Annotated in this window: 17 protein-coding genes; 4 read left to right on the forward strand and 13 right to left on the reverse strand. The window is 46.7% G+C overall.

Annotated elements, in window-relative coordinates; all coding sequences use genetic code 11:
• Positions 1–93: 93 nt before the first annotated feature.
• From pdxR to OTG27_RS24960, 13 genes are all read right to left on the reverse strand, one after another.
• The gene (gene pdxR, locus OTG27_RS24895) at positions 94–1,524 is read right to left on the reverse strand and encodes a MocR-like pyridoxine biosynthesis transcription factor PdxR (protein WP_268938438.1); all 1,431 of its coding nucleotides are present in this window, start codon (positions 1,522–1,524) and stop codon (positions 94–96) included.
• 169 nt (positions 1,525–1,693) lie between these two features.
• Positions 1,694–3,262 carry a SagB family peptide dehydrogenase gene (locus OTG27_RS24900; protein ID WP_268938439.1) on the reverse strand — a complete coding sequence of 523 codons (1,569 nt, stop codon included), beginning with the start codon at positions 3,260–3,262 and terminating at the stop codon, positions 1,694–1,696.
• 23 nt (positions 3,263–3,285) lie between these two features.
• Positions 3,286–5,229, reverse strand: coding sequence for a TOMM precursor leader peptide-binding protein (locus tag OTG27_RS24905; protein WP_268938440.1), 1,944 nt, complete (start codon positions 5,227–5,229; stop codon positions 3,286–3,288).
• Complete coding sequence (locus OTG27_RS24910; protein ID WP_268938441.1) at positions 5,226–7,169, reverse strand: putative thiazole-containing bacteriocin maturation protein; 1,944 nt, start codon at positions 7,167–7,169, stop codon at positions 5,226–5,228. The genes OTG27_RS24905 and OTG27_RS24910 overlap by 4 nt, the downstream gene beginning before the upstream one ends.
• A gap of 698 nt (positions 7,170–7,867) precedes the next feature.
• Complete coding sequence (locus OTG27_RS24920) at positions 7,868–9,163, reverse strand: uracil/xanthine transporter (protein ID WP_252267675.1); 1,296 nt, start codon at positions 9,161–9,163, stop codon at positions 7,868–7,870.
• Positions 9,164–9,588: 425 nt separating this feature from the next.
• Positions 9,589–10,836 (reverse strand): amidohydrolase, encoded by a 1,248-nt coding sequence (locus OTG27_RS24925; protein WP_268938443.1) that lies wholly within the window; start codon positions 10,834–10,836, stop codon positions 9,589–9,591.
• Positions 10,837–10,863: 27 nt separating this feature from the next.
• Complete coding sequence (locus OTG27_RS24930) at positions 10,864–12,114, reverse strand: amidohydrolase family protein (protein WP_268938444.1); 1,251 nt, start codon at positions 12,112–12,114, stop codon at positions 10,864–10,866.
• A 24-nt stretch (positions 12,115–12,138) separates the two neighbouring features.
• Positions 12,139–13,386, reverse strand: a complete 1,248-nt coding sequence (locus tag OTG27_RS24935; RefSeq protein WP_268938445.1) for an amidohydrolase family protein — start codon at positions 13,384–13,386, stop codon at positions 12,139–12,141.
• A gap of 196 nt (positions 13,387–13,582) precedes the next feature.
• Positions 13,583–13,735, reverse strand: coding sequence for a hypothetical protein (locus OTG27_RS24940; RefSeq protein WP_268938446.1), 153 nt, complete (start codon positions 13,733–13,735; stop codon positions 13,583–13,585).
• A 36-nt stretch (positions 13,736–13,771) separates the two neighbouring features.
• A complete protein-coding gene (locus tag OTG27_RS24945) occupies positions 13,772–15,337 on the reverse strand; it encodes a glutathione ABC transporter substrate-binding protein (RefSeq protein WP_268938447.1) in 1,566 nt (521 codons plus the stop codon).
• Between the two features lie 100 nt (positions 15,338–15,437).
• Entirely contained in the window at positions 15,438–16,937 is a 1,500-nt protein-coding gene (locus tag OTG27_RS24950) for a chlorohydrolase family protein (RefSeq protein ID WP_268938448.1), read from the reverse strand.
• Positions 16,934–18,448 carry an amidohydrolase family protein gene (locus tag OTG27_RS24955; protein ID WP_268938449.1) on the reverse strand — a complete coding sequence of 505 codons (1,515 nt, stop codon included), beginning with the start codon at positions 18,446–18,448 and terminating at the stop codon, positions 16,934–16,936. Before OTG27_RS24955 ends, OTG27_RS24950 begins: the two co-directional genes overlap by 4 nt.
• A 66-nt stretch (positions 18,449–18,514) precedes the next feature.
• Positions 18,515–20,071: a glutathione ABC transporter substrate-binding protein gene (locus tag OTG27_RS24960; protein WP_268938450.1), complete on the reverse strand. Its 1,557-nt coding sequence runs from the start codon at positions 20,069–20,071 to the stop codon at positions 18,515–18,517.
• A gap of 210 nt (positions 20,072–20,281) precedes the next feature.
• On the opposite strand from OTG27_RS24960, the gene nikC reads away from it, so the two are divergent.
• The 4 genes from nikC to OTG27_RS24980 are packed head-to-tail and all read left to right on the forward strand — an operon-like array spanning position 20,282 to position 24,141.
• On the forward strand, positions 20,282–21,184 hold the full coding sequence (gene nikC, locus OTG27_RS24965; protein ID WP_063575165.1) for a nickel transporter permease: 903 nt from the start codon (positions 20,282–20,284) through the stop codon (positions 21,182–21,184).
• Between the two features lie 12 nt (positions 21,185–21,196).
• Positions 21,197–22,117 (forward strand): nickel ABC transporter permease, encoded by a 921-nt coding sequence (gene nikB, locus OTG27_RS24970; RefSeq protein WP_034304259.1) that lies wholly within the window; start codon positions 21,197–21,199, stop codon positions 22,115–22,117.
• Between the two features lie 12 nt (positions 22,118–22,129).
• Positions 22,130–23,152, forward strand: coding sequence for an ABC transporter ATP-binding protein (locus OTG27_RS24975; protein ID WP_268938451.1), 1,023 nt, complete (start codon positions 22,130–22,132; stop codon positions 23,150–23,152).
• On the forward strand, positions 23,152–24,141 hold the full coding sequence (locus tag OTG27_RS24980) for an ABC transporter ATP-binding protein (protein ID WP_307730185.1): 990 nt from the start codon (positions 23,152–23,154) through the stop codon (positions 24,139–24,141). The genes OTG27_RS24975 and OTG27_RS24980 overlap by 1 nt, the downstream gene beginning before the upstream one ends.
• Positions 24,142–24,154: the final 13 nt, after the last annotated feature.

The following is a 24,154-nucleotide window of genomic DNA, read 5'->3' on the forward strand; positions in this document are numbered from 1 at the left end:
GGATTTCTGAAATCAACGGAAATTTTTTAATAAAAAAAACTGCAGGCAAACTTGAGTTTTCATCAAGTTTGTCTACAGTCTGGAATACTATGATTATAAACTTTTTACCGCCTCTGCAAACCTTTTGATGCCTTCGTGAATGGAATCCTCATTTTCCCTTCCAAATGTAAAGCGTACGTATTCCTTATTTGTACCTAGCGTTGAACCCGGAACATATATGACTCCTCTTTTGATGGATTCCTCCAGTAACTTTATTTCGTTCAATGGCACTTTCAGCTTACACCACAAATGAATTCCGCCATTTGGCGAATGATAATCTACTTCCTTTTGCAGGAATTGTTGAAGACTCGAAACCATTGCATCCCTTCTTTTTTCCAGTTGCCCCCTTAAGCCGGCAAGATGGGTAGGAAAATAATCTGAATCCAAAAAATCATTCGCTATCCATTGAGTGAATGAGCCATGACCGAAGTCAACCTGCTGCTTAGCATCCGATAGTCTATCTATGACTGATTTCGGACCAATAATCCACCCAATTCTTAAACCGGAAGCAACAATTTTTGACAAAGAGCTTATGTATAAAACATTTCCGTTGTTGTCCATCGATTTAAGAGTGGAAATTTCTTCTCCGGCAAAGGACATTAAACTATAAGGATCGTCTTCTATGACCGGTATTCCATATTCGGATGAAAGCTCAAGAATCCTATTACGGCGGTTGATATGAAGGACAGTTCCTGTAGGGTTTTGAAATATAGGGTTCAAAAAAATCATCCTGATCCGATGTTTTTTATGGAGTTCCAGTAAATCCTCTGGGTTGATGCCATCTTTATCAACCGGCAAAGGAAAGGTTCTTAGCCCCGCGGATTGAAAGATGGGAAGGTTGTAACCATATGATGGATCTTCCAATACAACGGCATCCCCTGGCTTTAACAAGCATTGGACCACCAGATGCAGGGCTTGCTGTGCACCAGAAGTAATGAGTATAGAAGATGGATCCGTGTCAATTCTCCTATACTGTTTAACATGATTGGCTATCGTGTCCCTTAAAACCGCATTGCCTTGAGGGTGATCATAACCTAAGCTACCAATGAAGGATCTATTGGAAATGATCTCACGTAAGGATTGGACTGGAAATAAGTCTTCTGAAAGCTCCCCGCTAGCTAAGTTAATAAGGTTATGCCCTTCCGTCTCTTTACGTATTTTTTGGGTTACTGGCATATTGGGCAAAAAAGAACCCGCTTCGATATATCTATTCCAGCTAGGGATACGTTTTCGGGTAATTCCCCAGATATCTTTGCTGATCATCGTTCCGCTTCCTTTTTTTCGTTCAACCAGCCCATTTGCTTCCAATTCATCATAAGCCGCAACAACTGTGCTTCTGTTAACTCCCAGTTCACTTGCCAGGAAGCGTTCAGACGGTAACGGCTTATCCAATAGGAACGTTCCATCAGCAATGCCACTCTCGATGTAAGCGGCTATTTGTTTATATAAAGGCTTCTTGGATTTTCTGTCCGTTTTCCATTCCATAAGCTACATCCTTTAAAATGTTTAGTTAAAAGCGTACTGCATTAATACTTTATCTACTTATTCATTCAGTATAATCTTCAGCAGAGATTATTGCACTCTGCCATACTGCAATATAAAAAATGAAAGCCTCCATTCCTTAAATGAAATGGAGGTTTTCGTTTCATCTTCTTCAACTATGCAGACTCCCCTTCAGCCAAGGGCGATTCAGAAAGTGTCCGATAGGGATTTGAATCAGGCTCGTTTTCCTTTGCGGACCGTCTATCTTATAAAGCTCATCACACATATTCACATCAAAGCCGAGCAGCGGGTGCCCATTCATTCCAAGGGCTGACGATGCCAGCAGTAATTTCTGAACGAGCATCCCCGCCTCCATTTGCTGGATGCGGTATCCTCTATATCCAAGTTGCGTTTTGGAATGGTCCCGCTCACCAACTACATGCATGCAGATCGGCACTTGCTGAAAGTTCATGATATCGAGGGACATTCCGTATTGCAATAGGAGCCGATGATCTCCTGGTTGTATCTGCCGTAATGAATGTGTCGTGCTGTCATAATGGTAGGCACCATCTTGTATGTCTTCCACATTATATAAACAAGCATAGAGGGAAACGCGATTTCCGTTGTTCCCGTTTGTTCCATCCAAGTCATTTCGATAGGAGAACGAAGCGGTTGCCTCCTGCAGGAGAGCGGCCAGTTGCGATTGACTGACTTTCCCGAGTACAAAGTCCATTTCAGGTGAAAATCGTTTCCGGCAAACTGATGCCAAGTCATAGGACAACCGCTTCACGATAGGAAGGGCTACAATTTCCCCTTCTGATTCCGTCCCATTCTTTGGATGGATCCGCTGGAATGATTGAGTGGATTCGATCATGGATGCTTCATTCATTTTAGTCAGCATCGGAAATTCCCTGATCCTTTGCGACCGAACATAGTGCTCAGGCTGAATTCCCTTCAATTCCAGCAATAATTCCGTCGAAGTGACAGGTCGGTCCATACTCCTTTCTTCCCTAAATCTCCAAGAAGGCTCTGATGATAAGGGGATCGCCGCATACGTGCTCTCTTCGTCCTCCGAAAGCCCGAGCAGATGATTGATGGCCCGATCAAGGAATTGGAAGCACACCCCGGCAGCGATTCCAAAGCGTTTCGCCACTTCGAGCAACTGTCCAAGAAGCACCCCTGCATCAAGACCTTGCAGACGGTATGAAAAGTTATTATATTTGTAGAAGTTTTTCCAAAACATCGTCGATACGAAAACCGTGCCAAAGCAAGCGGACATATCAATGGTTCCACCAAGAGCCTTTGTTACATATGAATCGAAATTCCCTTCCCGCAGCAAAACCAGCCGGTGGTGTGCCGCATCATAATGGTATACGCCAGCAGGTAATCCCTCGATCTTCAAGTATACGTACAATTCGCTTGGATACAAAGCTCCCCCTGATGGCGGAAAACGCCGGAATGACTGCATGAGGTCCTCAGATTCCGAGGATCTCGGTACCTGACTGACTTGGGTCAGGCCATAGGCATACCAGAGGAAGTGACCGATTCCTGCGAGGTCCTGCTTTGAAGGCCCGATCTCCCCCTCGAGCGTCAGCGGCACCTCCAGTGATAGCGGAAAAACAGGCAAGTCACGGTAAAGCTTATACGTTAGCGGTGCATCATCCCAATCCACTTCCCAACCCGGCGGACTTGCCTTTTCGATATCAAAATGTAAATTGTGCAAAAATGCCTCTAGACTCATCCTCCAACCTCCTACGTCACTGCTTATGGAAAAGGATGCGGATGCGGATTGAGCTGTTCGAAATCAAGCGGCCGTTCAGCATATCCAAGTTCCATCGGAACCCACAGTATTCTTTCAAGCCCCGTTATGCGGGTAAGATGATGGCCGAATGTCATCGGCAGCATCCCCGGGATCAGGACTTTCACGCAATGTAATCCATTCCGTGCAATCTCCGGTGTCGTCTGATCCACCACAATCACCTCGAGTTGCAATCGGCGAAACTGCTGAAGGATTTCCTGCAAATCTTCCGTCAAATCCGGATGGTTCACCTTTTCCCCATATTCTTCAGCGAAGGTTCTCATCGGGCGGTCATCATCCAGCAGAAACTGCAGTCGCTCTTCGGCTTGCGGTAAACCGTACAGCATGCCATGATCATCCATTTTCCGTACCAGTGAGGAATCCTGCAGCATTTTCTCAACCTCATCCCGGTTCTCTTCCAATTTATCGTCAAGTGTCAGCATCATGCCGGCCAACTCGAAGACCGCGCTTTTCACAGCCCGGATCGGGTCGAGATGGGCCCCTGCCGCACAGATGATATTCAATCCTTTTTGTTTCCTGTTTTTCGCCAGCGCCCATACGCTCGGTATACCATGTTCCATTGTCGCATTAAACAAATGGATGTCATATCCCGCTGCCGCCCTCGCCCTGTCAATCATCAGCTCAAGTTCTTTGTCATTTGCAGAATAAGGGTCAAGGCGTGTGAGTGGCAGCTGCGCATACCAGGTCAGCAGGAACGAATCACGTTCGACCACTTCCATGATGCCGTAGAAAATGGCCTCCTCCAAACTTCCCCCTAAAGCACAGCCATTGGAAGTTTCATAGACAAATCCATGACCGCAGCCCAAGCTGTAATAGGAAAGCAATTCCGGGACCAAGATCGGCCTCTCTTGCAAGAATGAGTGGCCCCATACCCAATCTATCGAGCGGTCGGGATTAAACGGTTGAAACGGGAAATCACGCTGTGCATAGTTTTCCTTCGAGTGCACCCCGATCCTGGTGGGATCGAGCGCAGAATCTTTCAGGTTGTTGTAGCTGTCATGTATGACTGTCCGTTTACCGCGGGGCTCCATTCCGCAATACCTTTCCAATCCCTCCAATATGGCCGTCATCTCACTGGTCGCATATGAGAGAGTCCGGCCAGCCGCCCCCTCATCGCCTATGAACAAAGGCAAATTAACACTTACATCGGCAAATGGCGGCACAAGGTCTATCATTTTATTATTCAGGAATCCTGTGCGGTGGTCCAAATAATCCTTGGCCAGCACTTCATTCAGCTCATCCATTGAACGGGTTCGGTAACTGTCGGGACTGATTTTCGGACTTGGCTGCAACGAAATTCTTGCACGCTCTTTCGAGTCATCAGGTAATGTTGAGCAAACCTGACACAATGGGTCAGGTAAAAAGGAATGCCAAGAACCATTCAGCGTTTTCAGGCTGATTAATGATACATGCCCTTCCGACCGGGCGCGTTCTCCTTTCATCACCTTCCTTACCTCTGCACAAATCAAGTGGGCCATCTGTAAAAGGCCAGTGCGGGATGCCGCCGGATCACGCTCCATCCCCCCATTTTCCTCCAGCTGTTTGCGGATTCCCCACATTTCTTTTCGATCACGCCCGGCCATGAGATGCCTTTGGTCCGCACACTGTGAGCAGCCAGGAACACCAGGGTGCACCAACGGCCCTACCACTCCCTCTCCAAATGATACGAACCCCCGCAGCCATGGAATGCCCGCTTGCCTTATCACCTCTTCCGCCTTTACATGGACAGCGGGATTCCAAGCATCTTGCAGCAGAAGGACCATCGCCGTGGTTTGCGGGATTCCTGCCTCGAAATCGGTTTGGCGATTCACCTGATATTGGCCGGACAGGTCCCCATGAACATGGTCGGCCAACACTCCTTCCCCGACAACCAATACGTCAGTTTTCACCCTGATTCCTCCTCTCGCAAAAACACCCCGAACACACCTGCCATTTCTTCCTTCAAGAAAGGTTCCAGATCCATTTCGAAAACGTGAATTCGCTTACTGTTCTTCTTCAAAACTTGAATGGCGGACTGTACCAGTTCGGAATTCCCTTTCACCCCGCATGAAGGAATCACAAGATCCACCTTTTCTTCTTCAAGAACAGGTGATGCCACTAAACCTGGAGCTGTTAAGCAAACGGTCTGGTTTTGGACTTTCATGACGGCCTTTTGCAATGCGTTCCGTAATGCGATCGTTACATTCAAACCGACAGCGCCGGACCAGCCATCGCTCGTTCCTGCCCAAACTACCGGGAAGCCTGACACTCCCTCACCCAAGGCGATGATCGGATCTCCCTGCAGCCGGGTCAACGCTTGTAGATAATACCTGCAGCGCTCATCTTCCACTTGAGCCAATTGCACCGTCACAAGTTTCTCTTGGTTGAATCGCTCATTTAAAAACTCTGTATCCAAACTGCTTTGCAGTCCACGGCAGACACATTCAGCAAATGTTTCCCCCGCTCCGACACCGATCGATTCCTTTATTTCATCTGCTCCCTGAAGCGAAGGAAGAGTCGCAACGAGCTGGCTGAGCGTTCTGGATGCATATGCTTCAACTCCTGCAAGACCGGTTTCCCTCCTCGCTTCCTCATGCGTCAGATCTGAACGGATGATTTCGGGCAGGAGTCCGGCCGGACCGGACGATAGCGGATCCACGACCTGAACGCGGCATTGAGCCAGTGGCAGCTGTTTTAAATCCCCCTCATCCCAACGATGAAAGATACCGGATTCCGCGGATGTCAACCGGGTGAAATACATAAATACTTTCCCCGGTTCAACCGGGTCCGAATTCTGTTCAAGCCGCCGTTCAAAATCTTCAACCCATGCAGCAGTCCCTTTACCCGTCACGCCAGGGTGGGGAATGAACGGATGCCATTTTCCCTCCAATGTATCCATATCCAACAGATAAAATTGATTGGCTTGTTCTGCTGTCGTAACGCCTGCAGCATCTTTAAACCATTCGAATACCATTATATTGGCTAACATCGCTCCGGCTGTGGCGGAAAAAGAAGATGATGCCTGATTCTTTTCCAGCTCAGCTTGATGTAAACGATGCCACGCTGACTCCCAGCACCCCTTGGAATCCGGATAGACGAGCGGTCCAGCCATGCCTGCTTGATTGATGATCAACGCAGGAAACAGGATCTTTTCCCCTTGCCTGCAAACCGAATGAAGTTCTCTTAATTCCTCTATATCACCCTCCTGTGACACATATAAGATCGAGTCAAAAGGCCGCACGATCTCCCGCCATTCAATCTCATTTCCCTTTTCAAGCATGACCTCCTCTATGGCAACCTCGTCGTCTGTCTTACGGGCATGTGCCACGATCTCGTTCAATCTTTTTCTATTGGTCGGTACCGTGTCCGTAATGAAGATATGGAAAGCAGGCAATCCGGATTCGATCAGGGAGGACACCAATGAAAGGAACAAGGGGCCAGAGCCTATAGCCAACGCCTTTTGCTTTCGATAAGTCTCAAAACGGCGAGCCCCCGAATCGCCGCAGCTTTCCAGGAATTCGATTTGCGAAGCATACCTTTCAAGAACTTGTTCCCTTAATTGATGGGGACTGTCCTGGCTTACATCCCGAACAAACCCATTCCCGTACAAAACCTCGGCGATTTCCATCACCCGCTTCCGGTATGGGTCAGGCAATCCATCAGTCAACTCGCTTAATGTATGGTTCCCGTTGAACATCGGCAATAACTTTTCAATCCACTGGACGATCGAGCTGCCTTCCATACGGAACGAACTTATGTTATTCCTGAAATACACTCCTCTGTTTGGTTCCGGAAGAAAAAACGTATCCCTTTTCACTTTCAAACGCATAGAAGGGGTCAAATTCACCATTCCGCTCCTCCTAACCCGAAGCATTCTAAGTTCTGCTTCATCAATTCACTATCATCCTATGTACGACAATTTGTCTCTTATGTCTAATGCAATAAAGAAAAGTCCCTGCTGCACCGCAGGGACTTTTCTTTAGAAGACCTGAAACCTTAACCGCCGCAACGTCCGCAACGACCGGCGCACCCCCCGCAACGACCGCCGCACCCTCCGCAACGTCCGCATCCACCACAGCGTCCACAGCGACCGCCGCAACCAAAGCAACCGAAGCACAAGAAACAGCCAAAACAACCAAAGCCGCCCACACCAATGAATTGCCGGGACGAATCATCCAAACTATACTGGTTTTGCTCCCAAGGAACTGGCTGAGTCACCTGGAAATCATCGACATTCAGATTTTGCAATTGATTTTGAAATTCATACATTTTATATAACCTCCGTTTATTATTTATAAGGTAGAGCTTAGATTAGATAGGGAAGCCAGAACGAAATGGTCAGGGAATTAACACCACGTCAAGTATTCCCTCCAACAAAATATGTAAAGGGAGTGGGTATTGCTACTGATTACAACGCCCATTTCCCATTAAAAGACCCATGAAAAAACAGAAAACCGGAAGGGTAATACCCTTCCGGTTTTCATGATCGCCTCTTCAATTAGCATTGTCGTTTCCCTTTATGTATAGCCCTTTTCAATCAAAGTCCCATTAGTTATGCAGTTGTTCATAACGAGTCCAGTTGACCGATTTTTCCAGCACGATTGATATCAATACTCCCATTATGAGCCCATTCGTCAAAAAGGGCTGTAATAACGCGGGCAGGTTCGAAAATGCAGTAGGCAGGACATTCATCAAACTCACGCCAATCAATACTGGTACGGCAAGCCTGAATATCGTGTCTGAAGTGAAATTCTGACCCTTGACGCTGTTGAAAGCCGTACCGAACAGCTGAAGGTACGCAACGAACAATACTGCATTCCCGACTGTTATCGGCATCGTGGCCAGGAAAGAGATGAAAGGGGGAATGAGCCCGATTATGGTCAATAACATGCCTCCAAGCAAGAAGGGCTTCCGCTCATAGATTTGAGTGCTCTGCAAAAATCCAATCGATGAAGTAAAAGGTGTATATGGAACAAGGCCAAGCAGCGGAGCGAAAATGGTAAATCCGCCAGTCATGAATAAAGAATTTCGATACTGCTTGTGTTCAGCTTCATCACCGATTAATTCCGATGCAGCCTGAATGGAAGCAAACGTGTTGCACAAATTCAGCAATCCTGCAAAAAAGGAAATCGCTATGATCCCGAATTGAAGGTTTGGAGCACCTAATGGGAAAAATGAAAAAGCGGCACCCGTCGATCCCATTTCTCCCCCGGCCACCGGAAATAGTAGCTCGTAAAAAATCCATCCCACTATAATCCCGATCAATATGGAGAAATTGCTTATTGTCCTTGGTCCTTTTATTTTTAATATACTGACTAGAAGTACAATCCCCACTGATAGGAAACTGACCGGGATGTTGATTTCGCCATTCTCCGTAATCCCCAGCATCCCCTTAAAGAAGACAAAAATGAGCTGGAACGTCAAAAGGAATAAATAAACCGTCATGACCATGGGAGTGAAAATCTTCTGGACATGAGAAATCAGGTTGAAGGCAGAAATAATGAGGGTCACGACACCCGCCGCAATGAGGCCAGTAGCTATGCCCCCTCCTATCTCAGCATAACCGAGACCTATGGATGGTGCAGATAAACCTAAATTAAGCATCACTCCCCACAATAGACCGGAGTGACCTTCCATAAGCGGATACTTATGCCCCTTCCACCCCTGAAACACACAAGCAATCCCCGTGAAAATGAGCGAGCTTCTCATGGTCATTTCCGTAACATTGGGAGGAAGATCAAAAGCTGCGCCAATCGATATGGGCACAACTACCGTATTTGCAAAAATAAAAAACAACCATTGAAAAGAAGAAAATAGAGTCACAGAAGATCTCCAACTTTTCATAGATTCCATCTCCTTTGAACATGATACTTTTCAAACTCATGGTGAATTTCACTTGTCCTTCCCTTGAAAATGGCGAAAGGACAGCACCATGTTAATAGACGCGGTCCCGGATGGTCCGCTGCTGCATTGCTGGACACATGATTTATGTCATATGACCTTTGCAGATGCATGGGAAATGATAACGTTCCCATTAATAGTAACAAAGACTTCAGCTCCCTGCTAATTTGTTTGCTTGGATAAAGGATGCAAGGCAGGCAAGCAGAGCGTTTTAAAATATAATAATGATAAAGACTGGGGGGCTAATTCATATAGCCAAAAAAAATCACTTCCACAGCATATAACATATGTAAATAAAAGTACACGGAAGCCGCCAAAAACGAAAAAGGAAATCCGGAAATATCCAGAAATCCTTTTTTGGTTCAGCCCTACCGTTCAATGGACTGCTTTTGTTTATATAGTGAACCGGAAACCAAGTTCCCCTTGTAAATGACCGCTTTACGTTCCGAACGCCTGGCAACTGCCTCTGCAGAACAGCTTGCGTCAATTAACACCAGACTTCCGGCATCCCCAACTTTCGGCCATGCCTGGTTACCCTTATCATCCAATGGGGTTTTTCCGCCAGTTATATATCCGAGTGTCCGGGAAAGCGAGACTTCATCAATCCATTTGAAACGTTCTGCGAGCCTTCCTGCCCTCTCCAAAATGTCACCATTCCCAAGAGGTGACCATACATCAAAGATATTATCATTTCCTACTGATACTTCAACCCCTCTTTCATGCAATAAATCAACAGGGGGCATCTGCCTGTTGATCGGGACACTGGTGACGATGGAAATCCCCGCCTCCCTAAGAATGTCAGCCAGTTCATAGGCTTCTTCCCTGGATACGTCCCCGATTCCGAACGCATGGCTTAATGCCACCCTTCCTTCCCAGCCCGCTTGCTTGGTCAGAGCTGCCAAACGTTTCATGGTGAACGTGCCCAGATGGCCGGGATCATGTAAATGCAAGTCCACATCAGCATTAGCTTCCACTGCTAAATCCATCAATTGCACGAGCGATGCTTCAATATTGTTATCGACAGTGGCCGGATCCACCGCCCCAACGATTCCTGCTCCGTTTCGCAATGCCTCCCTGACAAGCTTGACAGAGCCGGACCGCAGCAAACCGTGCTGCGCAAATGCGACGATTTCTGAACTGAGTCGATTGGAATAGCCAGCAAGCGCCTGTTGAACTTGCTCTAAGTTTTGCAAACCCGCTTCCGGATAGATATCAACATGAGTCCGAATATGTACAGATCCGGAAGCTAACAGGATTTCCAGTAAAGATTCTGCACGTTTACATGTGCTTGTTGCAATGGAAGGCAGAACCCTCTTCTCATTTTCAAAGCGTTCAATGACACTTGAAGAAGGAGTGCACGCTCTCCAAACATCCCCCATCAGCGTCTTATCAAGATGGACATGCTTTTCAATGAAGGATGGAAGCGCCAGCAATCCTTTTGCATCTTCCACTGGTAAATCATCATGTATGGCTTCCCCATCTTTGACTATCTTCGTGATCCTGCCATCCTCCATCAACAGATGAAATAACCCGGTGATCGTTCCTGTAACTCTTTCATTCTCTTTCCGATAACCACATTCCAAACGAACATTCTTTAACCAATAGATTCTATTCATGATCTTCTCCCTTCTTGAACCATATCTTCAATTCGACTTCAAGGCAGATTCGCGATCAAGTCCGCCATAAACCAGGTTTCCATCGACCATGACCGCAGCCCGCGTAGATCTCCTGGCAACTGCTTCGGCAGCACATGATGCATCCACAAAAACCATACTTGCGTCATTTCCCGCTTTCGGCCATAAACGATTTCCTTCATCGTCCAATGTCTTGACTCCGCCCGTAATGAATTGGAGCGATTGAGACAATGCATACTCGTCCTTCCAGTTATACCTCTCAGCCAATCGGCCTGCCTTTTCCAGCATATCCCCAGTACCGAATGGGGACCAGGAGTCGTAAAAGCCATCGCAGCCGAGAGCAACATGGACACCTTTCTCATGCAGTGAATCAATCGGGGGCATGACCCGGTTGATCGGAACTGTAGACATGATCGCTATCCCCAGGTTTGATAATTCACTGGCCAGTTCATTCGATTCTCCTATTGAAACATCACCAAGTGCAAAAGCATGACTGATGGCCGCTCTGTTCTTCCACCCTGCTTCATCGATCAAAGAAGCCAGTTTCTTGATCGTATATAAACCAAGGTGACCGGGATCATGTATATGAATATCAATATCTGCATCAAATTCAACAGCCAAATCGACCATTTCATACAGGGAAGCTTCTATATTATTATCCACCCCGCCAGGATCCAGGCCGCCCACCAAGGACGCCCCTTCTTTCATCGCTTGTCTCATCAACCCTTTTGAATTCGTTCTTAGCAGTCCGTGCTGCGGGAAAGCCACGATCTCGTATGTCATTTTCCCTTTGAAACGATATAGTGCACGTTGAATCTCTTCCAAGTTCTTCATACCAATGTATGGATCGATATTTACATGCGTCCTTACATGCGTTGCCCCGCCGCTTAACAATAGTTGAAGCATCCGTTCAGCCCGGAGCTGTCCAGTTTCAGCCAGTTCTGCAAGCTCTTTTGCTTCTAATTTTAAGCGTTCGATTAAGTTCGGAACCGGAGTGCATGATTTCCATGGCAGTCCTAAATACGTCTTGTCGAGATGGTTATGCATCTCTTTAAAAGGAGGAAGTGCAAGCAGCTTTCTCGCGTCGTGAACAGGACCATCCGTTTTCAAAGGCAAAGTTGAAGCCAATTGCAAATCCTCTATGATCCCATTTTTTATATACATGTTGTATGTAGCTGTTTTCGTCCGATCAATTCGTTCATTCTCAAAAACAAATCCACTATCAAGCGTAACGTTTGTAAGCCAGTATGCTTCATTCATCCAATCACTCTCTTTATTAAAAGATTAAACACCTGTCGTCTCAAAAGATGAAATGGATCCGCTAACAACATTGCCCCTGAAGATGACTGCCGCACGCTTCGCCCTTCTAGCCACCGCTTCCGCAGAACAGCTGGCTTCAAGCAACACGATATTCGCCTCATCCCCGACATTAGGCCACGCCTTGACCCCGTCTTGGTTTAATGGGGTCTTCCCTCCTGTTATGAATTGCAGGCTTTGCGCCAAGGAACGTTCTTCAATCATGCGAAACCTCTCGGCAAGGCGACCGGCCTTTTCCAGATTGTCCCCGATGCCAAAGGGTGTCCAATGATCAGTGATGCTGTCATTACCCAATTCCACTTTCACCCCTTTTTCATGAAGCAGGGGGATGGGGATCGTTCTGAAGATGGGCACTGTGGATGTAATCGATATTCCTGTTTCCGAAAACCTTTCGGCTATGCCCGTAGCCTCCGGGACTGAAAGATCTGCCAACCCGCTGGCGTGGCTAACCGTGACCCTTCCTTGCCAGCCTGCGTCTTCCGTCATTGAAGCAAGTCGCTGCATGGTGAAGAGACCAAGTTGATCCGGATCATGTAAATGGACATCGATATCTGAATTGGATTCAACCGCGATATCCATGATCGTTTCAAGTGACCGCTCTATGTTTTCATCAATGGTGGCGGGGTCCACACCTCCTACCAGATTCGCCCCATTCTTCATGGCCTCCCTTATTAACCGAACGGAATCGCTGCGTAAAAGTCCATGCTGTGGGAATGCGACGATCTCATACGTCAATTTATCCTTATACCCTTCCAGTGCCTGAATGGTCGCTTCCAAGTTCTTCAGTCCGATGACGGGGTCGATGTTGCAATGTGTGCGTATATGGGTAGATCCGAAGTTCAATAATAAATCGAGCATTTTCTCTGCTCTGACTTTAGCGGTAGGCAATAATTCGGGCAGCAAGACCTGCTCTTCCTCTATCCGGGTTTTCACGCCATTAATGGCAGGCATGCAAGCCTTCCACGGACCGCCATAGTACGTTTTATCAATGTGGATATGCATTTCCTTAAACGAGGGAACCATCAGGAGACCGTGAACATCATGCTGCGGATCCTGATCCGTTATCGATTCCTTCGCCGATAAAATGGAAGAAATTTTCCCACTTTCAATCTTGATGTGGTAATTGCCGGTTTCAGTGCCGGTGATCGTTTCATTTTCATTATAAATAAAACCATTTTCCAAGCGGACATTCGTTAACCAATACGATTGAGACATTACACTCACCCTTTCATTCCAGATTGACTATGCATCACTTTCATTATAGTTTTAAAGATCAACAAATAATTTCAGTATTTTTACTCGTTTTTATGTTATTTTTACTTATTGTGCCAAAGAAAAAGGCTCACCCTAATGGATGAACCCTTTCAGACTTAAGACGACTCGATGAAAACTCAGTTTGCCTGCAGTTTTTTTAAAAGTTCAATTGATTGAAGAGATCCGCTCCCTTTCCGCCGACTGTCTGCCAAGCCGCATCAAAGCAAGCGCCTGTGGGGTTCTCGGCTAGCCAGTAATTCGGCAGGAGTTTCGCAAATCCCTTCCAATGAGGATTACAAGAAAGAATCATTCCTCAGACTCCTAACCCCTCTCCTCTACACACTGCTCACTTGATCGTTACGTCATTTATCTCCAGGTAGCCTGAAGGGCTGATTGAAAATCCTTTTACTTCTTTGGCGACTGCAGCAACATTTTCTATGACCCTTACAGGGATGTACGGGGTGTCAGCCATTTCGATTTCCTGTGCCTCTGCGTATAGTTCTTTGCGTTTCCCTTCTTCTTTTTCCTTCCTGGCGGCATCTATTAAACGATCAACCTTTTGATTGCTGTAAAAGAATGTGTTACCTGCCGCTCCCTGTGACTCCGTATGAAAAAGGTTATATTGATTATAATCAGCATCCCCGGTCGCGTTTCTCCAACTGATGATGAACATTTTTGATTGTCCTTTATTCACTTGTTCCACGAATGAACCGTACTCCATGACCTGCACTTTCAAATTAATCCCGATCCCTTTCAGTTGGGATTGAAGGACCTCAGCCAAGTTGACTCTTTCTTTACTGTCCATTGTCAGGATGGTCGCATCCAAGCCTTTTGAATATCCTGCTTCGGCCATCAGTTTCTTTGCTTCCTTTAAGTTGTAATCATAGGCTTCGAGATCTTCGTTGTACCCGAATACTTTAGAGCCCATCAAGGAGTTCGCCTTTACTCCCACATTATTGAAGACACCCTTTATAATCGAGTCCATCTCAATGGCATGGGCAATGGCTTTACGGACCCTTTCATCATTGAACGGTTCATTATTGACATTGAACCCTAAATATTCGGTACCATACCCTTCACTGCGGTAAACATCCATTGACGGTGATGATTCCACCTGGTCCATGACCGCTACAGGAAGCGGCTCGGCGATATGCGCTTCACCGGTTTCTATCATCGATATCCTCGTGGAGTCTTCCGGGACGACCTTGAAGATGACCTTGTCCACTTTTGGCTCGTCTCCCCAATAGCTGTCGTTTTTCGTCAATGTGATTTCCTGGCCTGGGGACCATGAATCAAAAGCGAAAGGACCGGTTCCATTCGGTTCCTGGATAATCTTTTTGCCGTACTTTTCAATCGTTTTCGGACTGATGATTCCGCCCTCGTGATTCGCCAATATGGAAAGGAGAGGGGAAAAAGGTTCCTTCAGAATGAATTGCACGGTAAATTCATCAACCGGTTTCACCTCTTTCACCATATCGAATACTACCGCTCTGGGAGAAGCGACCGCCGGATCCAATAGTCGATCAAACGTCTTCTTTACCGCATCTGCATTAAATGGTGTGCCATCATGAAACTTTACATCTTCCCTAAGCTTGAATTCCCAGGTCTTGTCATTTATTTGCTTCCATTTTTCTGCTAGCATTGGCTGTATCTCACTATTCTCATCCCGCTGTACAAGACCTTCATAGATTTTATGGTGAGTGACGCTAGCGGCGTTAATCGTGGACATGAACTGCTGATCTAAATTCTCAGCGTCGGATAGGCGGGCAATGACCAATGTACCCCCTCCGTTTGATGCTTTGTTCGAATCACTTTCTGTTGTGCTTACGTCATTGTTAGAAGAACAGCCCGTAATGATGATAGCCATGATCATGACTAGAAAAAGCTTTCCTGCCCCACGTTTTACCCCCATGGTCTTCTACCTCCCAATTTCATTTTTTGAACATTTATCTAATTATAGGAAATATTCTGACTATTTTTTTCGAATATCTTTACTATGTTTTTCATTTTCTTTACTTGTTTTCACAAATGGCTTCTGTAGCGCTTACCGATTCAACGACCTTGAATGATGGCTTAAACAATTCATTCTCGGGAAGCTCCTGATAGTCCCTTTCCATATAGCCTCTTCTCATCTTATTGAAATATTGCTGCCCCTTATATTTGATTTCCGTTAAATCAAGGTCGGGGATTATTTGATCCTTCATGACCACCTTTCCATTGATGATCGATAATTTAACGTCCCTCCCGGATCCGCTTGCGAACATGGTTCGAATCGGATCATCGATTACCCCCATATGGAAACCGTCCAGGTCAATCGCGATGATATCCGCCTTGGCCCCCGCGGCGATGCGACCTAGATCGTTCCTGCCAAGAAAAGCGGCCGCATCCAGTGTGGCTGACCGGAAGAAATCGGCATAGACAGAGCCTTCCGTTTCTCCTGCCGCCAGCCGTGAGAGCATGCTGCCTGTCCTGACGTTCTGGAACATATCAGGAGGGAATGTGTCCGTTCCAAGGGCTATATTGATCCCAGCCCGTTTATATTTGGCAAAAGATTCTAACGCTTCCCCATGCCTCCCGATAATCAGCGGGCAATGGATCACCGTTGTATTCGTTTCCGCAAGCAGCGCCAAGTCATCACCGTGGCCATATTTCGCTTTGCTGTATCCTGAAATAAAATGGGCGTGCGGGATCCCTGTTCTTGGACCGAGAAAGCCAAGGTCATACAAATATCTGATCGGTGTAACATGATGGGCTTCCCAGATGGTGCTGAATTCAAAACTTCCTTGTGCAGCATGAAGCTTAATGGGTACATTCAATTTTTCGCTGTAATATTTAATCTGTTTTAATTGATCGGCCGTTTGAGACTCAATCCGTTCTGGAGCAAGCATCCCCCTGACCATGCCTTCATGGGCTCCATCGAACTTTTCCACAAACTCGACCGCTTTCCGTAACCCCGCTTCACCGGCTTTTTCATCCCAATGCAGTTTGATTTTCCCGTCAGGCTGGACGGCTCTCATTCCTGATTGGAAACTCGGGCCAAGGTAAATCCTTAACCCCAAGCCAGCGGCATGTTCTGCGGCAGCTGCCAATTCATCATAGGTTTCAGCCCAGCTTTTATAAAAGACGGAAGTAATGGGCATCGCCGTCGTCACGCCATGCAGTATGAGCTGTGAATAAGCATATAGTGATTTAAACGCTTCTTCTTCCTTGGTCATTAATTCGGGATGTCCGCTTTTTATATAATTCTCCGACCAAAGAAGGTTTTTCTGTCTGTCGGCACCGGCTTCAAAATGTAAAATATCATGGTCAATGTCCCCTAATGCATTTAAATCTATGAACCCGGGACTGATAATCGCATTACCGGCATCCATTACCTCGTCCACTTCTTCTGGATAATTTTTTCCGACATACAAAATCGTGTCTTTTTCATAAACGATCTCCGCGTTTTCCAAAATGACATGATCGCACCCATCATACCCGATTACATATCTTCCTTTAAGTTTGGTTTTCATCTTATTCCCCTTTCACTTTTCGCGGCAGCGTGCTCGTGTTCGTCATATCGCTTTTCATCAACATAGGCCCTGGCATGGCCCCAGAAATATTTAGTCGGCTGCATATACTTTTCGAGCCCTGCACGCTTTATCGTTGAAAAGGCCTCCTCATTCGCTTCATCAATCACTGTACTTTCATGGACCGTCCGTACATTCCTGCCTTCCATGATCAATTTCCCATCCACGATGACATGCTCCACATCATTCGCCACAGCTTGAAATACAAGCCGGTGAACATGCATGAATTCAGGGGTCAGGTGAGGCTGATTAAGATTGACCGTAATGACATCCGCTTTTTTCCCGATCTCGAGGGAGCCTATTTCATCATCCCAGCCAATGCATTTCGCAGCATCTATCGTGATCATTTCCAACAGCTTGCCTGGCGGTAAATAATAGTAGTCCCTAAGGGCGGCCTGGTGAACGAACTGTGTTTTCCTCATTGCCTGAAACATATCGAAACTTGTCGAAGGGGACGTCCCATCCGTGGAGATTGCCACAGTTGCACCCATCTCCAATAATTCAGTTACCGGGGTACGGGCATGAACCTGGCCAAATCCAGGTGATGCACTGACGTTGGTACCTGTTTCTGCCAGTATTCTTGCTTCATCGAAGGAAATGCCCCGACAGTGCTGTAGATGGACATCCGGACCCAATAGGGCATTTTCCTTATCCTGTATCGCTAAATGGATCATCCCGCCAAAGGCATCAGAGTGAATGCGTGTGTTATATTTCCTGGCAATCTCCCTTATTTTCTTCGCTTGATACAGGTCATGATCAGTAAGCCCATAAAGCCTGTCAGGAGATGTCGGATTGGAGGGATCCACCGATGTAACGATGACAAATGGTGTAATGAAGGCTCTCGTACGGTCCTCATTTGCATGGTTCAGCGCCTCGATCACCGCTTCGGCCCCCTGTAGCACTTCTTCATAGGTAACTTCCTTTACCACTCTCTTTCCATCGATCCACCGGCTGAATGAATGGGGCCATGGAGGATTGCAAGGACCCGTGCATACCACTTCCCTGATTCCCACTTCGGCGTATGCCTTTGCATGATTGATGGCGAAAATCGGTTCATCGGACCGCGGCATGGATCCTAACACGCTCACCCCAGTCGTCACGCCAGCCTTCAATCTCTCAAGGGCGGATAGCTTTCCTTCGTAATACCAAAACTCATCCGTTACAAAATGCTTGTACGTATTCGTCATGATCGGCATCCAAAAATCAATATTCTCCATGGCAATCGTTTTGAACATGGAATGTCCCCCATGCCCATGAACATCTATCAATCCGGGCAATATGCACTGATGGCTGCAATCGATGACTTTTACTGCCTCATACTTCGATTTCAGTTTTTCGGTCGCATCTACAGCTAATATCCTTCCTTGATGTATGGCTACGGCGCCATCTTGCAGAATTCTCCTGTTTTGATCCATGGTAATGACGGTCCCATGGATTAGCAGTAAATCTATCATACTTTCCCCTCCTAATTGAGAAGACAGCATAACATCCTTATGCTGCCTTCCTTTTGTGATGAATTCCTACTTCACGGTTACGTCATCAAGCATTAAATAATTTGCCGGATTCAGCCAAAGTCCTTTAACTGTCCCGCCATACACGGCCAAGTGTTCATAGTTACGGATAGGAACATATGGAACTTCTTCTCTTTCAATTGCCTGTGCCTTCGAATATAGTTCCTTACGTTTATCGCCATCCGATTCTTTACGTGCATTTTCAATCAATTTATCCACTTCCGGATTGCTATAGAATGAACTATTTCCCGCAGCACCTTGGGATTTACTATTGAATAGATTGAATTGATTATAATCTCCATCCCCGGTAGCATTGCCCCAGCCGCCTATCGATACCTGGTGCTCGCCCTTGGCTGTCGCATCAATGTAAGCCCCATACTCAAGGACTTGAATCTTGACCTTAATTCCAATTCCTTTTAACTGGGATTGAATCACCTCGGCCATATTGATCCTTTCCTTACGGTCACTCGTCGTCAGGGTAAACTCCAAACCATCCTTGACTCCCGCTTCAGTCAAGAGCTTCTTAGATTCATTAATATCATAGTCATAGCCTTTTATATCCGGATCATAACCAAACACCTTTGGACTCATTGTTGAATTTGCCCTCGTGCCGACATCGTTATAAACCCCTTTGATGATGGAATCGACCTCGATGGCATGAGCGACCGCCTTACGTACCCTTACATCATCAAAGGGCTTTTTCTTAACATTGAAGCTTAAGTATTCAACGGCAAGTCCCTCCGTGCGATATAAATCCATCGTGCCCGACGCTTCGATCCTATCAATCTCCGTCACTGGCACTTGATCGGTCACATGCGCTTCACCCGTTTCAATCATCGCAATCCTCGTGGCATCTTCAGGGACCACCTTGAATACCACCCCATCAATCTTAGGCTTATCCCCCCAATAGTCCTTGTTTTTCGAAAGGGCGATTTCCTCACCAGGCTTCCACGATTTAAAAACGAATGGCCCTGTCCCAACGGGGTTTTGAGCCAGTTTGTCACTATTTTCCTTAATCGCTTTAGGGCTGATGATGCTTCCTTCATTACTCACTAAAATCGATAACAGCGGAGCATAAGGATATTTCAGCTTGAATTGTACGGTCGTTTCGTCAATCACTTTAATTGCCTTGATCATTTCCAATTTACCAGCCTGCGGAGAAGCTGTTGCCGGATCCAGTACCCTGTCGAAATTGGTTTTCACCGCTTCGGCATTGAATGGAGCTCCATCATGGAATTTGACTCCCTCCTGCAATTTAAACTCCCAAGTGACATCATCCAGTTGTTTCCACTCTTTTGCGAGCAGCGGTTTAGGATCCATGTTCTTGTCAGGAACGACCAATGTTTGATAAACCTTTTCATAAACGACGTTTGCAGATGGAATGTCTGTTATGAAATGGGGGTCAAGTGTGGTCGCGTCAGATAAGCGCGCGACGATCAGCGTACCTCCTTCTTTCGCTTTTTCTACTGTTTCCTTACTGCCGGTTTCTTCTGTTGCACACCCTGATAAAACGGATGAGATGCCTAATAAAGAAGCAAAAAGCAACCCAATCATACCTTTTCTCATTCTATTTCCTCCCTTTTTAACCTGCCTTTGTTTCTCCAAGTAACTTACAGCTATGAGTACATCGGGCTTACTGTAAATTATAAAAAAAAACCGAATTTTATATTTTCAGAATCTTTACTCTTTTTTTAATTATCTTTACTGCTTTTCCGCATCATATTTACTTCAATCCTTTTTTTGAATAAATTGAATGAAAGAAAAGGAGGAAATCCAATGAAGCCAGAGGTCGTCATCAATAATACCGAATTGAATGTAAAAGAAAGAAAATCTCCGAAACTAAGACACTGGAAAGCCTTTTATAAAAAATTCAAGCGAAATAAATTGGCATTGGTAGGCGGGTACATCGTACTTTTTTATATTTTATTGGCTATCTTTGCCCCTTTGATCTCCCCGCAGGATCCCTATGAAATTGATTTGGTCAACAAACTCCAGACTCCATCAGCCGAACATTGGATGGGTACGGATGATAAGGGAAGGGATATTTTAAGCAGATTGTTATATGGAACACGGCTTTCATTAACGGTTGGGTTTGTCTCTGTTTTCTTCGGGGCGTTCATTGGCATACTCCTCGGGTTAGCAGCTGGTTATTACGGAAAATGGATCGATACCGTCATTATGAGGATTGTCGATGTGCTGCTGGCTTTCCCGGGAATACTGCTTGCTCTTGCCATCATTAGTGCCCTTGGTCCGAGCTTGATCAATGTAATGGTAGCGGTCGGCGTCTTTTCGATACCGATGTTTGCCCGGATTGTACGGGGTTCCACATTGTCAGTCAGGAAGCTGGAATATATCGATGCCATTCGTGCATTGGGAGCGACTGACTTCACGATCATATGCAAGCATATTTTTCCGAATATTCTATCACCGGTCATCGTACAAGCTACATTACGTCTGGCAACGGCCATTCTGTCGGCAGCCGGATTGTCATTCCTGGGACTGGGAGCCCAGCCGCCCTCACCAGAATGGGGAGCGATGCTGAGCAGCGGACGGGATTATTTGTTCAGTGCCCCCCACATCGCTTTGTTTCCGGGGATAGCGATATCAACACTGGTACTTGGTTTCAACATCTTCGGGGATGGACTTAGAGATGCCCTTGATCCAAGAATGAAAAAATAAGGAGGAGAGAAAATGTTCGTATTCATTATCCGGCGGGTACTTCAAACGATACCGGTATTACTGGGAGTAAGTCTTGTTGTTTTCCTCATCATGCAAATGGTCCCGGGAGATCCGGCAACACTGCTTGCAGGTGAAGGAGCGACTAAAGAAACGATTGAGTCGCTGCGGCATGAGCTTGGCTTGGATCGTCCAATCCTCTATCAATATGTTGACTATGTCCTTCATGCCGTTCAAGGTGATTTTGGGGAATCACTCCGAAGCAGCCGCCCAGTTTTGGACGAAATCATGGTCCGCTTGCCCATCACCCTTGAACTGGCACTTGCCAGCATATTCATAACCGTTGTGCTTGGAATGATCGCAGGAATCATCTCGGCCACCAAGCAATACTCGGCAGCTGACATTTCCATCATGATCGTTGCTTTATTGGGAATCTCGTTACCTAGTTTTTGGCTGGGCCTCATGCTTATCTACTTCTTTTCCGTGAACCTTCATTTGTTTCCGGTTTCAGGTTGGGGAACCTTCAGCCACATGATTCTCCCTGCCATAACCCTCGGGGCCGGCGGAGCGGCCATCGTTGCCAGGATGACCAGGTCGAGCATGCTTGAAGTCGTTCGCCAGGACTACATCCGGACCGCGAGAGCCAAAGGATTGAAAGAATATATCATCATTTATAAACACGGCCTGAAAAATGCGCTCATCCCAGTCATTACCGTCGTTGGCCTCCAGTTCGGTGCACTCCTTGGCGGCACGGTATTGACAGAGTCCGTTTTTGCCATCAATGGACTTGGAAGATTGATCGTCGATGCAATCAGGACGAGGGATTTGCCGATGGTCCAAGGCGGGGTCCTCATCGCTTCCGTCATCTTCGTATTCATGAACTTGGCAGTGGATGTCCTCTATCGGTACTTTAACAAAAGAATAGACTTGAACTAAGGAGGTATGATGATGAATCAGGATGCTGATAAAATACTGGAGGTAAAAAATCTGCATACTCACTTTTTCACTGATGAAGGAACGAGTAAAGCAGTCAATGGGATCAGTTTCTCCCTCAATAAAGGGGAAACGCTTGGAATCGTCGGGGAGTCGGGAAGCGGGAAAAGCATAACATCGCTCTCATTGTTAAGGCTCATTCCATCGCCACCCGGCAAGATTGCCGGCGGCAGCATCCTTTTTAAAGGGGAGGATCTGCTTACGAAGTCTGAAAAACAGATGCGGTCCATACGCGGGAATGAAATTTCGATGATTTTTCAGGAGCCGATGACGTCATTGAATCCCGTATATTCAGCGGGCGAGCAAATTGCGGAAGCGATCCGGCTCCATCAAAAGCTGGGAAAAAAGGAAGCATGGGATAAAGCCGTCGACATGCTTCGGCTCGTCGGGATCCCTTCACCTGAAAAGAGGGCAAAACAGGAGCCGCATGAGCTAAGCGGCGGAATGAGGCAAAGGGTCATGATTGCCATGGCACTTGCCTGCCACCCTGAGGTTTTAATAGCCGATGAACCTACAACAGCACTGGATGTGACAATCCAGGCCCAAATCCTCGAACTGATCAAGACGCTGCAAAAGGATTTCGGGACGGCTGTCATTTTGATTACACATGATTTGGGCGTCGTATACGAAACCTGTGATCGGGTCGCTGTCATGTACGCAGGGAAAATCGTTGAATACACCTTGGCCAAGGAAATATTCACAAACCCTAAACATCCTTACACCATTGGTTTATTGAACTCCCTTCCCCGTCTGGACATGGACCAGGAAGAACTGACCACAATTCCCGGGACCGTTCCAAGCCCTTACAACATGCCCAAGGGATGCAGCTTCGCTCCCCGCTGTGCACATGCGAAGAGCATTTGTGAACAAGCCGTACCGGATCTCCAGGCCATCGGCCCAAGCACGGAGATCAGCTGCTGGATGTTCACCCCCCAATGGGAGAAGGCATATGACGCTCAAGAGAAGGTGGGGATTTAATGATGGGTGTACCAGCTGCAGAAAAAAAGGTTCTGCTTAAAGTGGATCAATTGAAGCAATATTTTCCGATCAAGGGAGGATTTTTCGGAAGGACCATCAATCATGTAAAAGCCGTTGATGACATTACCTTCGATATCAAACAGGGTGAAACCTTAAGCATCGTCGGCGAATCCGGCTGCGGGAAATCGACTACCGGAAGGGCCATCCTTCGATTGGATGAACCGACGAGCGGGAGCATTCACTTTCAGGATAGGGATTTACTGAGTTTAGGCAAAAAAGAAATGCGGCGTACCAGGAAGGATCTGCAGGTTATTTTTCAAGACCCCTTTGCCTCCCTCAACCCAAGACAGACGATCGGCAGAATTCTCGGGGAAGCTTTGGCGATCCAAAATGTAGTCCCTAAAGAAAACCGGAAGAGCCGGATTGAAGAATTATTGGGACATGTCGGGCTGAGACCTGAATCCATGGAAAGATACCCGCATGAATTCAGCGGCGGCCAGAGGCAGCGGATCGGGATTGCGCGGGCTCTGGCCGTGGACCCCAAATTGATCATATGTGACGAAGCTGTATCTGCTCTGGATGTCTCCATTCAAGCCCAAGTGCTGAATTTATTAAAATCCTTGCAGCGCCAATTCGACCTTACCTTTCTTTTCATTTCGCATGATTTAGGTGTGGTCAGACATATCTCGGATCGGGTCATGGTCATGTATCTCGGAAAAATAGTCGAAATAGCTGATAAAAAGTCCATTTTCGAACAGCCGCAGCATCCATATACAAGGGCATTGCTATCGGCCATCCCAGTACCGAATCCTGTACATGAAAGAGAACGGATCCTATTGACGGGTGATGTCCCGTCACCCATCGACCCGCCAAACGGCTGCCGCTTCCATACACGGTGCCCGTTTGTACAGGATATCTGCAAAACACAGCTGCCCGAACTGAAACGATCGGCACAAAACCATCAAGTGGCTTGTCACATTGTGTCTTAAGCTGTAGATTTCC

Source organism: Peribacillus sp. AS_2, from assembly GCF_026891895.1.
Lineage (GTDB): Bacteria > Bacillota > Bacilli > Bacillales > DSM-1321 > Peribacillus > Peribacillus frigoritolerans.